This is a genomic window from Pseudomonas sp. PVC-3-1 (assembly GCF_057444315.1).
In genome coordinates this window covers 6,448,231-6,463,714 of sequence record NZ_CM172023.1, presented here as the reverse complement: position 1 = coordinate 6,463,714, position 15,484 = coordinate 6,448,231, and the positions used below count along the sequence as shown (strand labels likewise).

Here is a 15,484-nt window from a genome sequence, read left to right as displayed (position 1 = left end):
AAGTGGAGGAGATTGAAAGGCTCGTCGTTCCGCGATAGCTCAGTCGGTAGAGCAAATGACTGTTAATCATTGGGTCCCTGGTTCGAGTCCAGGTCGCGGAGCCAACTTTCAAACGGGGTATAGCGCAGTCCGGTAGCGCGCTTGCTTTGGGAGCAAGATGTCGGGAGTTCGAATCCCCCTACCCCGACCAACATTTGGGTCGTTAGCTCAGTCGGTAGAGCAGTTGGCTTTTAACCAATTGGTCGTAGGTTCGAATCCTACACGACCCACCATATTAAAGTACCTGTTCCCTACAGGTGCTGAAGCGAAAAATAACTCGCTTCGGAAGAAACCCACCTTTTCAGGTGGGTTTTTTTTTGAGTTTTCAATGGGATTTCGCTCATGGCACGGCGGATAGTTCAACCGCTGTGACGGTTTTCTTCTTGGTTTGCGATATCAGCGCCGGCCGGTCCCATCAGTTCAATTCGTCAGACCTTCGCTTTTTCCTTCATTTCCGTGCCTGCTTTCTCTCAGGTAACTTGGAGATTCCTACGGATGTCCTTGATATAGACCAGAAAAACCGCTCCAGAGCTCGGATCGGACTGATCTTCTTGCCTCCAGTAGAAAATTAAGCTTTCCACCTCACAAACCGTGTTCCCTGAGGTGGGCTGTTAAATGGCAATTGAAAATATCGGTCTTGTCGCCGTCACCGAAAACGCAGCCAGGAAGGTTGCGGTCAAGGCCGGTGGGAAGATCAAGGCGGAGTCAGGTACCAAGTATCTTCTCCAGGCTGATGGCAGTGACATCGCTCCCGAAAACGTCACGGTCAAACGCGCTGGTAAGGACCTGCAGGTCTTCTTCGAGGGCAGTGACAAGCCCGATCTGACGATCGCGAACTTCTTCGCCGAAGGCATGGATAGCCAACTGTACGGTGTGGCTGAGGATGGCCAGCTGTACGCGTACGTACGTACCGACGGCGAGGGCTTCTACGGCCAATTGCTGGTGGCGGACGGCGAATCAGCCTCCATTGCGCTGGGCGGTGATGCCCTGGCCGATGGCGCCCCTTATCTGGCGAACGGACTCGTTGACGCAGCAGGCTTCGCCCTGTGGCCCTGGCTGGCCGCGCTGGCTGGCGTCGGTGCTGCGACCGCGGCGATCATCCACCACAACCGGCAGGATAGCCACAAAACCCACACCACGGGCGCGCCGGCCAACACAGTCGCCACTGACGATGTCGGCCCCATCCAGGGCCAGTTGCACAACGGTGACGTTACCGATGATGCGCACCCGGAGATATCCGGCAACGGCATTCCTGGCGCGACCATTCATGTTTACGACAATGGCCAGGAAATCGGCACCGCTATCGTAGCGGCGGATGGCACCTGGTCGTTCACACCTGATTTCGCCGACGGCGCGCACAGCATCGATATCACCCAGCAGTTGCCGGGCGAGAAACCCAGCGCACCGATCAACATCGTCGACATCGTGGTCGACACCACGCCGCCGGCCGCGCCGAGCGCCGAGATCGAAGGCGCCAAGATCGACGGCGACAACACCTACAGCAACGACGATATCCCGACCATCCATGGCAAGGGCGAGCCGGGCGACACCATCATCATCGTCTTCCCGACCGGGGAGACCGTGACCACCGCCGTGGACGCCAATGGTGATTGGGTCGCTCCCGCTCCGACCCAGCCGCTGCCGGAAGGCAGCAATGATATTCAGGTGATCGAACAGGACCCGGCCGGCAATCAGACCGCGATCGTCATTCCGCTCATCATCGACACCATTGCCCCGACAGCTCAGGAGGTCCAGTTGGACCCGGCTTCGGACACCGGCATCAAAGGCGACGACATCACCAGCGACACACTGCCGATCATCGACGGCAAGACCGAACCCGGCGCTGACGTGATCGTTACTTTCCCCACGGGTGAAGAGATCCATACCAAGGCCGACGAGAATGGCGACTGGTCGGTAACCCCGACCCAGCCGCTGCCTGAAGGCAACAACGACATCACCATCATTGCTACCGACGCGGCGGGCAACCAAAGCGAGCCGGCTGTCATTACCGTGGTGGTCGACACCGTCGCCCCGACTGCGCCCGAGGCCAAGCTGGACCCGTCGTCCGACTCGGGCATCAAGGGTGATGACATCACCAACGACAACATGCCGACCATCGATGGCAAGACCGAGCCGGGTGCGGAGATCACCGTCACCTTCCCGACCGGCGAAATCGTCACCGCCACGGCTGACGATGACGGCAACTGGTCCGTGACCCCGACCCAGCCGCTGCCCGAAGGGAGCAACGACATCACCGTCGTCGCTACCGACCTGGCCGGTAACCAGAGCGAGCCGACTACCATCAGCGTGGTCATCGACACACAGGCTCCGGCTGCACCGGAGGCCTGGCTCGATCCTGCGTCCGATTCGGGCGTCAAGGGCGACAACATCACCAGCGACACCACACCGACCATCGATGGCAAGACCGAGCCGGGCTCTGACGTGACCGTCACCTTCCCGACCGGTGAAGAAATCCACACCAAGGCTGACGAGAACGGTGACTGGTCGGTGACGCCGACCCAGCCACTGCCTGAAGGCAACAACGACATCAGCGTCGTTGTCACCGACCCTGCGGGCAACCAGAGCGAGCCTGGTGTTCTGCCGATCGTGATCGAATCCATCGCTCCGAGTGCCCCCACCATCGACTCCGTCGTCAACAACGATGACCCGGCACACTTGGTCGACGTACCGAGGGATGGTTCGACCAACGACACCACGCCGGTGATTTCCGGTGGCAACGCCGTACCGGGCGACACCATTCACGTGATCGACAATGGGGCCGAGATCGGCACCGCCGTAGTTGATCCTGAAGGCAGCTGGTCATTCGAAGTCCCGGCCGACAAGGCGCTAGACGAGGGTGAGCACGATATCACCGTGGTCGCCGAAGATACTGCTGGCAACCAGAGCGCACCGTCGCAGCCGTACCCGATTCATATCGACACGACCGCACCGAGCGCTCCGACCATCGACTCCATCGTCGATAACGATGACCCAGCACACCTGATCGACGTGCCGAAGGACGGTTCGACCAACGACACCACCCCGGTAATTTCCGGTGGCGGCGCCGTACCGGGCGACACCATTCATGTGATCGACAATGGCACCGAGATCGGTACTGCCGTGGTTGACCCTGAAGGCAACTGGTCGTTTGAAGTCCCGGCCGACAAGGCCCTGGACGAGGGGGAGCACGACATCACCGTGGTCGCCGAAGATCCTGCTGGCAACCAGAGTGAGCCGTCGCAGCCGTACCCAATTCACATCGACACGACCGCACCGAATGCTCCGACCATCGACTCCGTCGCCAACAACGATGACCCGGCGCACCTGATCGATGTACCGAAGGACGGTTCGACCAACGACACCACGCCGGTCATTTTCGGTGGCGGCGCCGTACCGGGCGACACCATTCACGTGAGCGACAATGGCACTGAGATCGGTACTGCCGTGGTTGATCCTGAAGGCAACTGGTCATTCGAAGTCCCGGCCGACAAGGCCCTGGACGAGGGTGAACACGACATCACCGTGGTCGCTGAAGATCCTGCTGGCAACCAGAGTGAGCCGTCGCAGCCGTACCCGATTCATATCGACACGACCGCCCCGAACGCTCCGACCATCGACTCCGTCGTCGACAACGATGATCCGGCACACCTGATCGATGTACCGAAGGACGGTTCGACCAACGACACCACCCCGGTGATTTCCGGTGGCGGGGCCGAGAAGGGCGACATCGTCCATGTGTTCGATGGCGAGACTGAACTGGGCAGCACCGTCGTTGCCAACGACGATGGCACCTGGTCGTTCGAAGTCCCGGCTGGCAAAGCCCTGGACCAAGGCGCGCATGATTTCACTGCCAGGGCAGAAGACCCGGCGGGCAATATCAGCGAGCCTTCGCAGTCTTACCCGGTCAACATCAGCACCGACATCCCAGGTGCCCCGACCATCGACTCCGTCGTCGACAACGATGATCCGGCGCACCTGATCGACGTACCGAAGGATGGTTCGACCAACGACACCACGCCGGTAATTTCCGGTGGCGGCGCCGTACCGGGCGACACCATTCACGTGAACGACAATGGGACCGAGATCGGCACCGCCGTAGTTGATCCTGAAGGCAACTGGTCGTTTGAAGTCCCGGCCGACAAGGCCCTGGACGAGGGTGAGCACGACATCACCGTGGTCGCCGAAGATCCTGCTGGCAATCAGAGCGCACCGTCGCAGTCGTACCCGATTCATATCGACACGACCGCACCGAACGCTCCGACCATCGACTCCGTCGTCGACAACGATGATCCGGCACACCTGATCGATGTACCGAAGGACGGTTCGACCAACGACACCACCCCGGTGATTTCCGGTGGCGGGGCCGAGAAGGGCGACATCGTCCATGTGTTCGATGGCGAGACTGAACTGGGCAGCACCGTCGTTGCCAACGACGATGGCACCTGGTCGTTCGAAGTCCCGGCTGGCAAGGCACTGGACCAAGGCGCGCATGATTTCACTGCCAAGGCAGAAGACCCGGCGGGCAATATCAGCGAGCCTTCGCAGCCCTATCCGGTCAACATCAGCACTGACATCCCAGGCGCTCCGACCATCGACTCCATCGTCGATAACGATGACCCAGCACACCTGATCGACGTACCGAAGGACGGTTCGACCAACGACACCACGCCGGTAATCTCCGGTGGCGGCGCCGTACCGGGCGACACCATCCACGTGATCGACAATGGCACCGAGATCGGCACTGCGGTGGTCGATCCTGAAGGCAGCTGGTCATTCGAAGTCCCGGCCGACAAAGCCTTGGACGAGGGTGAGCACGACATCACCGTGGTCGCCGAAGATCCTGCTGGCAACCAGAGCGCACCGTCGCAGCCTTACCCGATTCATATCGACACGACGGCACCGAATGCTCCGACCATCGATGCGGTCGTCAACAACGATGACCCGGCGCACCTGATCGACGTACCGAAGGATGGTTCGACCAACGACACCACGCCGGTAATCTCCGGTGGCGGCGCCGAGAAGGGCGACATCATCCATGTGTTCGATGGCGAGACTGAATTGGGCAGCACCGTCGTTGCCAACGACGATGGCACCTGGTCGTTCGAAGTCCCGGCTGGCAAGGCACTGGACCAAGGCGCGCATGATTTCACCGCCAAGGCAGAAGACCCGGCGGGCAATATCAGCGAGCCGTCGCAGCCTTACCCGGTCAACATCAGCACCGACATCCCAGGTGCCCCGACCATCGACTCCGTCGTCGACAACGATGATCCGGCGCACCTGATCGACGTACCGAAGGATGGTTCGACCAACGACACCACGCCGGTAATCTCCGGTGGCGGCGCCGAGAAAGGCGCCATCATCCATGTGTTCGATGGCGAGACTGAACTGGGCAGCACCGTCGTTGCCAACGACGATGGCACCTGGTCATTCGAAGTCCCGGCCGACAAGGCACTGGACGAGGGTGAGCACGACATCACCGTGGTCGCCGAAGATCCTGCTGGCAACCAGAGCGCACCGTCGCAGCCGTACCCGATTCACATCGACACGACTGCACCGAGCGCCCCGACCATCGACGCGGTTGTCAACAACGATGATCCAGCACACCTGATCGACGTACCGAAGGACGGTTCGACCAACGACACCACGCCGGTCATTTCCGGTGGCGGCGCCGAGAAGGGCGACATCATCCATGTGTTCGATGGCGAGACCGAACTGGGCAGCACCGTCGTTGCCAACGACGATGGCAGCTGGTCGTTCGAAGTCCCGGCTGGCAAGGCGCTGGACCAAGGCGCGCATGATTTCACTGCCAGGGCAGAAGACCCGGCGGGCAATATCAGCGAGCCTTCGCAGTCGTATCCGGTCATCATCGACACAACCCCGCCAGACTCGGCCAGTACCCAGTTGACCATCAATGCGGTAGCAGGCGATGACATCGTCGATTCCGTCGAAGCAGCTGGCAATGTCACCATCAGCGGCAAGGTGACCGGCGAGTTCATTGCCGGCGACAAGGTCAGCTTTGTGCTCGATGGCTCCTCCTACAGCGCCGATGTAAGCGCGGATGGCACTTGGAGCGTGGCTATTCCGGGTTCTGTGCTGGTGGCCGACAGTACCCGCCAGATCGATGCGACCCTTGTGGCGCATGATGCGGCGGGTAACGCGGGCGACATCACTGCCAGTCATTCGTATCAGGTCCAGCTGAACGCGGTGTTCATCACCGGCATGAGCAAGGACTCGGCCAACGACATGGCGCACTCCGGCGATTTCATCACCCAGGATGGTGGGGCTGGACGTGGTGTGTACGGCACCGTTGCGCAGGCACTGACCGGCAATCAAAAGGTTCAGGTTACCTTCGATGGCGGCGCTACCTGGAAAGACGCTGCCACGAACAACCTGAACTGGACTGCCGTAGACACCGGCGCACACACCGGTAACTGGACTATCCAGGCCCGTGTTGTGGATGGCAGTGTGGTGCAGACCGATGTGGCCAGCCAGAACGTGACCTTACTGGGCGCGGCAGGTGGTGCGCCGACAATCATCGGTATTCCGGATGCTGTCGGCGCATACACCACGGACAAGGCGGCCGACGGTAGCGATGTAAACGTCTCCCTGGCCGGTACCAACGCCAAGGCGGGCGACACCTTGCACATCGTCTGGGGCGACACTACCTATGATCAGGTTCTGACCGCTGGCGACATCGCGTCGGGCACTGTGACGGCCAATGTTCCAACCCAGCAGACCACTACCCAGGGCGGCCAGTGGGACTTCGCGGTCACCGCTCAAATTGTCACCCCGCAGGGGCAGGTGAGCTTGCCGAGTTCGGCGTTCCAGGTTCACAGCCAGGGTTGGGAGACGCTGGCTATCGATGACCTGAACCGCAACGTCACCACCTTTGGCTCGCAAACGGTCTACCAGGGCGGTGGCATTACCATCACCTCCAACGGCACCCTTACTCACCTTGCTGCGACCGCTTCGGGTAACGACGGCCTGTACTTCGATAACCCGTCGAGTGGCGCAACCACCAACTATGCGCAGATCAACTTCACCACGGCGGTGGATAGCTTCTCTGTCAACATTAGCTCGCTGCAGAACACCTCGGGTGGCTCGCGCGTGGTGGTTTACGACACCGAGGGTAATGTCCTTTCCGATTCGAATGTCCTGGCTGACGGAAGTGGTGGTGTCAGCGCCTCGGCGAAATACAGCTTCACCGCACCGGTTGGTACGGACATCGGCAAAGTGATGATCTATGGCGATGGTGTGAACAGCTCGGGCGCGGCCGGAGGCGGTGTCGTTCTTGATACCCTGAAGTTCTCTCAGGTCCATCACGTGCCTGGCTACAACGACACATTTACCAATGAAGTTGGCAAGGCTACCTCGGGCACTGGCTATCACAGCGATGAGGGGCACTTCACGTTGACATCGCAGGGCACTGTATCGGTACGCAGTGACGTCGAGCACAACCTGGATGGCTCATACCTTTACATCGGTACCGGCACCGGCGCGATCAGCAACTCGGCAGCGATCTTCACCTTCGACCAGCCGGTGCAGTCCATCTCCTACAACCTGTGGGGCCTGGAAACCCAGCAGGCCATCGCCAACAACGGCTCCCGGCTGGAGGTCTACGACACCAATGGTGCCTTGATCTTCGACCGTTATGTCGTGAACAACGGCGGTTCTACCTACAACTATGAGCAAGTGTCCTATACCGCGCCGGAAGGGATGAACATTGGCAAAGCGGTGGTCTACCAGGACAAGAACGGTACGTTGCTGGACAACTTCACTACCACCTTGGCGACGTCGGCATCGTCCGGCCAGAGTTTGGTTGACCATGGTTGGGAGACATACTACGACGGGGCCAATGCAACGAAAGAGCTCTCGTGGCAGGGTCAATCCTTTGCTGTGCAATCCTTCAGCGATGGTACGTCCTTGGCTAGCTATCACAGCACCAGTGGGACCTTTACTGTCACCGGCACTGCCACCAAGACGGCATCGAGCGGCAACATGTGGGCCAACGCCACGAGCGGTTCAATGTTCGTGGCTGCGGACAAGACGGCGGTTATCACCTTCGACACGGCACGCTCCACAGTCGAGATCGGCGTCACTGGTATCGAGCCAGGGACCGGGAATGCAGCTGTAATGACGGTCTACAGTACCGACGGAACCGTGCTGGATACTGTCCAGATGCTCAACCCCATCGGTACCTACGACATCCAGTCGTTCTCCTACGAGTCGAGCAGCAACAACATTGGCAGAATCGAGATCACGGGTGACCAAGGCGGCACCTATGTGACCCACGTTTCCTCGTCGATATTGTCCGGCGGCGACATCATCTCGATGGCTGTCGACCCAGTGGCTTACTTTGCCCAGGACGGCGCGCACATCCACGGCAGCGCGGGTCTCGACACGCTGAAGTTGACCGGTGCGAATCAGGTCCTTGACCTGACCAGGCTCATCGGCGACCACGACCAAGGCAAGATCGCCAGCATCGAGAAGTTCGACATCACCGGCACCGGCGACAACACGCTGAAGATCTCCCTCAACGACGTGTTGAACCTGGGCGAAACCAACCTGTTCCGTGCCGATGGCAAGGTCCAGGTAATGGTCGATGGTGATGCGGGCGATCGGGTGGAGCTATCCAACCTGCATGATCACGGTACCGCCCCTGGCGTTTGGCAGAGTGCCGGTACGGCATCCATCGGTGGCGAGACTTACAACGTCTACAGCTACAGCAACCTGGACGCTGAGATTCTGATCAAGCAGGCGGTGACCAGCACCCTCGTCTAATCATGGCCTTGAAGGGGAGATGGGACATGCGTCCCGTCTCCCGTCATCCATCCCAATTCCTGCGTGTCGCCCACCGGGCGACGCCAACCAGAGAGTTTTGACAATGAAATCGTCTATCAAGCGCCAGTGGTCCCTGACGCTGGCAGCCCTGGCTGTGATGGCTGCTGTCCATGCTCCGCAAAGCATGGCCTTCGAGCTTAATCAGAAGATCTTTGGCGAGACTTACCAGCGGACAGAGTCCGTCATCGCCCAGCAGGCCCAGATCGTGATGTTCCGTGGCCACGACGACGGCAAGAATGCCGCCCACGTTTACATCGACGGCCAATTGCACAGCGCTCTCATGCCTGGAGGCTATACCGTGTTCTGCACGCCTGCAGGCGAGCACTCGGTAGAGTCCTATATCGGCGATGAGCCGCTATACACCGGCAAGCGCAATCCGCAGAGCTACGCGAAATTCGACGGCGGCCGCACCTATGTTCTGGAAACGCCAGTCGTCCCGAATCAGAGCACCCCGATCGTGCACAGCGGTCAGGACGCCGAGCAGAGCCTGCAGGGCATGCGCCGGCAGATTCATGTGATCAGCCGTGCCGCTTCCGTGGTGCCGTGCCAGACCCAGACCAAGCTGAGCCTGCGCAGCGACGTGTTGTTCACGTTCGGCAAGAGCGGCTACAACGACCTGACACCCGAAGGTCATGCCCAGCTGCGTCAGGTAGTCGAAGAGATCAATCAGAAGCAGGAGAACATCACCAGCATCGAAGTGGTGGGCCACGCCGACCCGATTGGTAAAGCTCAAGCGAACCTGCGCTTGTCCGAGCAGCGCGCCGAGACGGTACGCGCCGCGCTGCTGGATAGCGGTGTACAGAGCCAACTGGTGCATGCCAGCGGTCGCGGCAGCTCCGAGCCGGTGGTGCAGTGCAACTCCGGGGCGCGCAGCCAGAATATTGCCTGTAACGCGCCGAATCGCCGCGTTGAGCTGATCATCCAGAACACCGCGGGCAACTGATCCAACTCACTTTCCATCTCCCGCCTGATCCCGCCGGGACGTGCCATCGCGGCACGGTTCTGGCGGGATCTTTTCTCGCTGTATGCCTGCCCCCTCGCGCTGGCCTCTCTCTTATCCCCCCTTGAAACCGCACACCCCGCATTGCCCCAGGCAGGTGAGGGAAAGGTACACCAGTCCAATCAGTCTTTTCCGATGCCGCCGGAATCGGCGCATTTCTACCATGCGGACAGTTTTTCCTCCCTGGTCCCTGAAGGTGTGCCCATGAATCCCTCTTTAACGCCCGAGGCCGTTGTCGACCTGGGCGTTGCTTCCGACAGCGACAGCCTGTTGGCCGGTGTGCGCTGGTTCTGCGCGCACTTCAAGCGACCAGCGAGCCTTGAGTCTCTTTATGCCGGATTGCCGCGCGATCAGCGCCTGAGACCCAGCCTGGTGGTGCGCATGCTCGAACAGGCCGGTATCGGGGCGGGCTGGGTGAAGCGACGCCCGGCCGAGCTGTCCTCCTACCTGTTCCCGCTGATGCTGCTGTTCCGCAATGGCGAAGCCCGTATCCTGGTGGCCCGCCGGGGTGAAGAATTCGACCTGATCATCCCCGAGGCTGGCGGCGGCACCATCACCCTGAGTGCGGAAGAGCTGCAGGAGAATTACCTGGGCTACGCGCTGCTGGTGCGGCCCAAGGCGGCGCCGGATGCGCGCACCGAAATTCCGCGCGGGGAGAGCAAGGGCCACTGGCTGTTCTCCACCCTGTGGAACTACCGCCGCTTTTACTACAGCGGTGCGCTGGCGACCGTGCTGATCAACATCCTGGCGCTGGCCAGCACCTTCTTCATCATGAACGTCTATGACCGCGTCGTGCCCAACCAGGCCTATGTGACGCTTTGGTCTTTGGCGGCGGGTGTAGTGATGGCGATCGCCTTCGAATTCACCTCGCGCCAGGTTCGCGCCTACCTGATCGATACTGCCGGCAAGAAGGCCGACCTGATCCTCGGCGCGAAGCTGTTCCGTCAGTTGCTGGAAGTGCGACTGGAGCACAAGCCGCCGTCCGCCGGCTCCTTCGCCAACCAGTTCCGCGAGTTCGAGTCGGTGCGTGACTTCATCACCTCGGCATCCCTGGCGACCCTGGCGGACCTGCCGTTCTGCACTCTGTTCGTCTTGGTGCTGTTCCTCATCGGCGGCCCACTGGCGATGGTGCCGCTGGGCTCGATGTTTGTCCTGCTCGGCGTGTGTGCCTACATCCAGTTGCCGCTGTCGCGCTACATGAAGGAGAACCTACGCGAGGCCTCGCAGAAACACGGCCTGCTGATCGAGGCGATCGAGGGTGTCGAGACGCTCAAGGCGACGCACGCCGAGGGCAGCATGCTGCGTCGCTGGGAAGATTTCAGCGCGCAGCTGGCGGCTTCGTCGATCAAGACCAAATCCCTGTCGAACTTGGCCGCCAACTCGGTTTCGCTGATCACTCAGATGACCACGGTGGTCCTGGTGTTGTGGGGCGTGTATCGCATCGGTGATGGCGACATGACCCAGGGCGCCTTGGTCGGCATGGTGTTGCTCAGTGGCCGCGCGCTTGCGCCGCTGGCCAGTGCCGTGGGCCTGGCCGTGCGTTACCAGCAGGCCAAGACCGCGCTGAATTCGCTGAATCAGTTGATGGAAATTCCCACGGTTCGCGACAACAGCCGCCGTTATCTGGACGCGCCGAAGAACGCGACGCTGTCGTTGCGCAAGCTGAAGTTCTCCTATCCGGCTCCGCCGATGCAACCGCGGCCGACCGTGCTGAACAACATCAGCCTGAGCATCAAGCACGGCGAGCGCGTTGCCATTGTCGGCAGTATCGGCAGCGGCAAATCCACGCTGCTGAGGGTCATGGCTCGCCTCTACCAGCCGGTGGAAGGCCAACTGCTGGTCAACGGCATCGATGCCGAGCAGATCGACCCGGCGGACTGGAATTCCACGGTCGGTTTCGTTGGCCAGGATGCGCGACTGTTCTTCGGTTCACTGCGTGACAACCTGCTGATCGGCAACCCGTCTGCGACCAGCGAGGAAGTGCTGCATGTGATGCGCCTGACCGGCCTGGACGCCATTGTCGCGGGTCATCCGCAAGGCTTCGACCGCCCGGTAGGGGAAATGGGCCAGGCGCTTTCCGGTGGTCAACGGCAGCTCGTCGCCCTGGCGCGCTCCCTGTTGTTGCATCCCCAGGTGCTGCTGCTGGACGAGCCTACCAGCGGCATGGATATGCAGACCGAACGCCAATTCCTGCAACGCCTGGAGACCGCTACCCGGGGCTGCACGCTGGTGGTGGTGACGCACCGCTTCTCGGTGCTGGAGCAGATCGAGCGACTGATAGTTATCGATGCCGGCCAGATCGTCGCCGACGGCCCGAAGGGCGAAGTGCTGCGCGCCCTGCAGGCCAACAACTCCACGGCGCCGGGCAAGGCTCCGGCCGCCGCCAGGTAAACCCTCATGACCGATACACCAACCAAGCCGGCAACGGTGCCCGCCGTCGCTCAGCCCAAAAAGGCCGTAGCGACCACGAACGTTTCTCCTTACTCGAAAGAAGTCGCACGGCTGCGCGACAACGACATTGCCTATGTCTCGGACCTGCAGGCAGCGCTGATCGCCCAGAAGACCACCGCGAGCATGGTGGTGCTGTTGCTGATCGCCGCGGTGTTCTTCGGTCTGCTCATCTGGGCCTATTTCGCTCGGGTGGAAGAAATCACCAAGGGCGAGGGCCGGGTGATCCCGTCCAGTCGCGAGCAGGTTATCCAGAGCCTGGAAGGCGGCATCCTCGAGCAGATGAACGTGCGCGAGGGTGATGTGGTGGAGGCCGGGCAGGTCCTGCTGAAGATCGACCCGACCCGTGCCGGCGCCTCCTATCGTGAGGCGCAGTCGAAAGCCCTGGCGCTGAAGGGGCAGCTCGCCCGCCTGCGCTCGGAGGCCTACGGTCAGCCGCTGGTGTTCCCTGCGGATGTGATCGCCGTGCCGTCGATCGTCAGTGCCGAGACCGAGGCTTACAACGCCCGTAAACAAGCTCTGGACGAGGGCATTTCGGGGCTGCAGAAGAGCCTGTCACTGGCGAACGGTGAACTGGCCGTCTCGGAGCGCCTGGCCAAGCAAGGCCTGATCTCCGACGTCGAAATCCTGCGCATGAAACGCCAGGCCAACGAGTTCAACCTGCAGATCAGCGAGCGCCGTAACAAGTACCGCTCTGACGCCAACGCCGAACTGACCCGCGTCGAAAGTGAGCTCGCGCAGTCGGTGGAGAGCGCGGCGGGGCGCGAGGATGTGATGAAACGCACCACGCTGACGGCTCCCTTGAAGGGCATCGTGAAGAACGTGCGCGTCAACACCATCGGCGGCGTCATCCAGCAGGGCCAGGACATCATGGAAATCGTCCCGCTGGAGGACAAGCTGCTGGTGGAAGCCAAGATCCTGCCCTCCGACGTGGCATTCCTGCGCCCCGGGCTGGAGGCCACTGTGAAGATTTCCGCCTACGACTTCGCGATCTACGGCGGCCTCAGCGGCAAGGTCGAGCTCATCAGCCCGGACACCATCAAGGACGACGACCGCGCCCGCCAGCAGGGCAAGCCGGACACCTATTACCGCGTACTGATTCGCACCGACCAGGCCGAGCTCACTCGCGGCGACAAACACTTCCCGATCATCCCCGGTATGACCGCGACGGTCGAGATGCGTACCGGGGAGAAAACCATCCTGGACTACATCCTCAAACCCGCGCTCAAGGCGCGTGAGGCCTTCCGAGAGAGATAATGCAATGAGCAGCCGTACATTCAGCTTCCACCCATTCAATAATCACCGATGGTGTATCTGTCGCCCGGCTCTGGTCATTGCGATGTCGTCGCTGGCAGGCCTCGCCGATGCTTCTGCTGATGGCTTCAGCGACACGTTGACCTTCTACTCCGCGCCGAGATCGACTCAGGCTGCCGAGCTGGCCCCGGCAGCGGCGGTTGTCGCCACGCCCTCGAGCGCTGCTCCGCTTGTCGAAAGCGCGAACGTAACCCTGGCAACTGCGTCCGTTGCTCCGGCCAGGCCGATGAAGCAAGTCGTCGAGCCCAAGCTGGACCTGAGTGTGCCGATAGGTGTCGGCGTTGGTACTTCGTTCGGCTCAGGCAGCAGTGTTTCCGCCCCCAGCCTGGGAAGCTCCGAGGCCTCGTTGGCGTACCTGCGCCAGATGGTCAGCACCGCGTTGCAGATCAGCCCGGAGATGAAGCAGGCCGATGCCAACTGGCAGGCTGCCAAAGGTGATGTGGACCAGGCCAAGGGTGCACGCTGGCCGCAGGTCCAGGTCAGCGCGGCCTCGAAGTCCTGGCAGAGCAAGAAGAGCGACCAGTACGACAACAGCGGCAGCACCACCGTGCAAATGACTACGCCGATCTATGACTTCGGCACCATCGGCCACACCATCGATAGCCGTGAGAAAACCGCGAATGCGCAGCAGGAAGCGATGGCGCAGTCGGAGGTCACCGTTGCGTACAACACGGCGTCGGCCGTGGTGGAGTTGGCTCACCAGCAACAGGCGCTGGAGATCAGTGACCAGTACGTGACCCGCATGCGGGAGTTGGTGGACATGCTGTCGAAAATCGCCCAGGTGGACCCCGGTCGAGCCAGTGAGGCAGTGCAGGCTCGCTCGCGCCTCCTGCAGGCGGAGACCGCGCGTGACACGGTGCAAGCCAAGCTCGAGGAAGTGAAAACCACCCTGGCCAGACTGGTCGGCGAAGACGTAACGGTGCCGGCCAATGCGAAATGGGACTGGACTCCTATGCCGTTGGATCAGGCGCTGGCTCAGTTGTCGGATGTGCCGGCGATTCGCCAGGCACGCTGGGAGCAGGAGGCAGCGCTGGCCAACGCGGACTCGGTGAAGTCCTCGCGCATGCCGAAGCTGAACTGGGTCCTCGGGCGCAGTGCCGGTGGCAACATGATGAACAACGATGTGCCCTGGTCGACGGGCCTTGCTGTGGAGTGGACGGCCTTCACCGGTGGTTCGGCATCGGCGGCGCAGCGTGCGGCCTACTCGCGGGCCAGCGCGGCGGAGCAGAAAATGGAAGCGACCCGTCGTGAGTCGGAGTACACCATTCGCAACCTGGCCCAGCAGCGTGATCTGTCGGCCGCCCGGGCGGCCGACTACAAGGACTTGCTGACCGAGTCCGATCGGGTCCGCAAGATGTTCTATGACCAGTGGTACCACTTGGGCAAGCGCACCCTGCTGGATGTGCTGATCGCCGAGAACGAGTACTACTCCCACCAGCTCGAAGCGTCGGACACCTACTACAACTCGGTCACCTCCGATCTGCGCATTCGTGCCGAGACCAGCGGTCTGATGGCCTGGCTGGCGCCCGGGCACGAAGCCTCCAGCTACTGATCGACAGCGCTCGGTGTCGGGAGCGTTTTCGCCCCGGGTATTTCATCTTCCTGCCATGGCCGTCTCGGCGGCCATGGCAGCCGAGTTCGTCCCTGGAACCATACGAGCATGTCGTGGGATCGATCTGATTCTCCGGGTACTGTCGTCACAAATTGAATGACTTTCAGTCTTGCAAAAATTCCAGTGCGTCGATGTGTCGCAGGGTGCGCAAGGCGTTAACGCTTCTTTCGCAACGGTTCTTGATCCCCATCATGGCAAGGTCTTTGCCAAAGGCGTTGGCACCTCCTGAT

5 protein-coding genes and 3 tRNA genes are annotated in these 15,484 nt (G+C 61.3%); all 8 read left to right on the top strand.

Features of this window, described 5'->3' with window-relative positions:
- Positions 1-28 precede the first annotated feature (28 nt).
- The 8 genes from AC2T4A_RS29770 to AC2T4A_RS29735 all read left to right on the top strand — a co-directional run bounded on the left by AC2T4A_RS29770 (position 29) and on the right by AC2T4A_RS29735 (position 15,194).
- A tRNA-Asn gene (locus AC2T4A_RS29770) sits at positions 29-104 on the top strand.
- A 9-nt stretch (positions 105-113) separates the two neighbouring features.
- Positions 114-190: transfer RNA gene (locus tag AC2T4A_RS29765), tRNA-Pro, on the top strand.
- A gap of 6 nt (positions 191-196) precedes the next feature.
- Positions 197-272 (top strand) — tRNA-Lys (locus AC2T4A_RS29760).
- Between the two features lie 382 nt (positions 273-654).
- On the top strand, positions 655-8,820 hold the full coding sequence (locus tag AC2T4A_RS29755; RefSeq protein WP_486742457.1) for an Ig-like domain-containing protein: 8,166 nt from the start codon (positions 655-657) through the stop codon (positions 8,818-8,820).
- Between the two features lie 103 nt (positions 8,821-8,923).
- Positions 8,924-9,823, top strand: coding sequence for an OmpA family protein (locus AC2T4A_RS29750; protein ID WP_486742456.1), 900 nt, complete (start codon positions 8,924-8,926; stop codon positions 9,821-9,823).
- Between the two features lie 261 nt (positions 9,824-10,084).
- Positions 10,085-12,271 (top strand): type I secretion system permease/ATPase, encoded by a 2,187-nt coding sequence (locus AC2T4A_RS29745; RefSeq protein ID WP_486742455.1) that lies wholly within the window; start codon positions 10,085-10,087, stop codon positions 12,269-12,271.
- Positions 12,272-12,277: 6 nt separating this feature from the next.
- Positions 12,278-13,585: an HlyD family type I secretion periplasmic adaptor subunit gene (locus AC2T4A_RS29740; RefSeq protein WP_478377359.1), complete on the top strand. Its 1,308-nt coding sequence runs from the start codon at positions 12,278-12,280 to the stop codon at positions 13,583-13,585.
- A 283-nt stretch (positions 13,586-13,868) separates the two neighbouring features.
- Entirely contained in the window at positions 13,869-15,194 is a 1,326-nt protein-coding gene (locus AC2T4A_RS29735; protein ID WP_478377358.1) for a TolC family protein, read from the top strand.
- The last annotated feature ends 290 nt before the right edge of the window (positions 15,195-15,484 follow it).

Bases quoted from the DNA above. Each gene is read 5' to 3' on its own strand.
- AC2T4A_RS29755 (WP_486742457.1), top strand. From the start codon at position 655: ATGGCAATTGAAAATATCGGTCTTGTCGCCGTCACCGAAAACGCAGCC.
- AC2T4A_RS29750 (WP_486742456.1), top strand. From the start codon at position 8,924: ATGAAATCGTCTATCAAGCGCCAGTGGTCCCTGACGCTGGCAGCCCTG.
- AC2T4A_RS29745 (WP_486742455.1), top strand. From the start codon at position 10,085: ATGAATCCCTCTTTAACGCCCGAGGCCGTTGTCGACCTGGGCGTTGCT.
- AC2T4A_RS29740 (WP_478377359.1), top strand. From the start codon at position 12,278: ATGACCGATACACCAACCAAGCCGGCAACGGTGCCCGCCGTCGCTCAG.
- AC2T4A_RS29735 (WP_478377358.1), top strand. From the start codon at position 13,869: ATGAAGCAAGTCGTCGAGCCCAAGCTGGACCTGAGTGTGCCGATAGGT.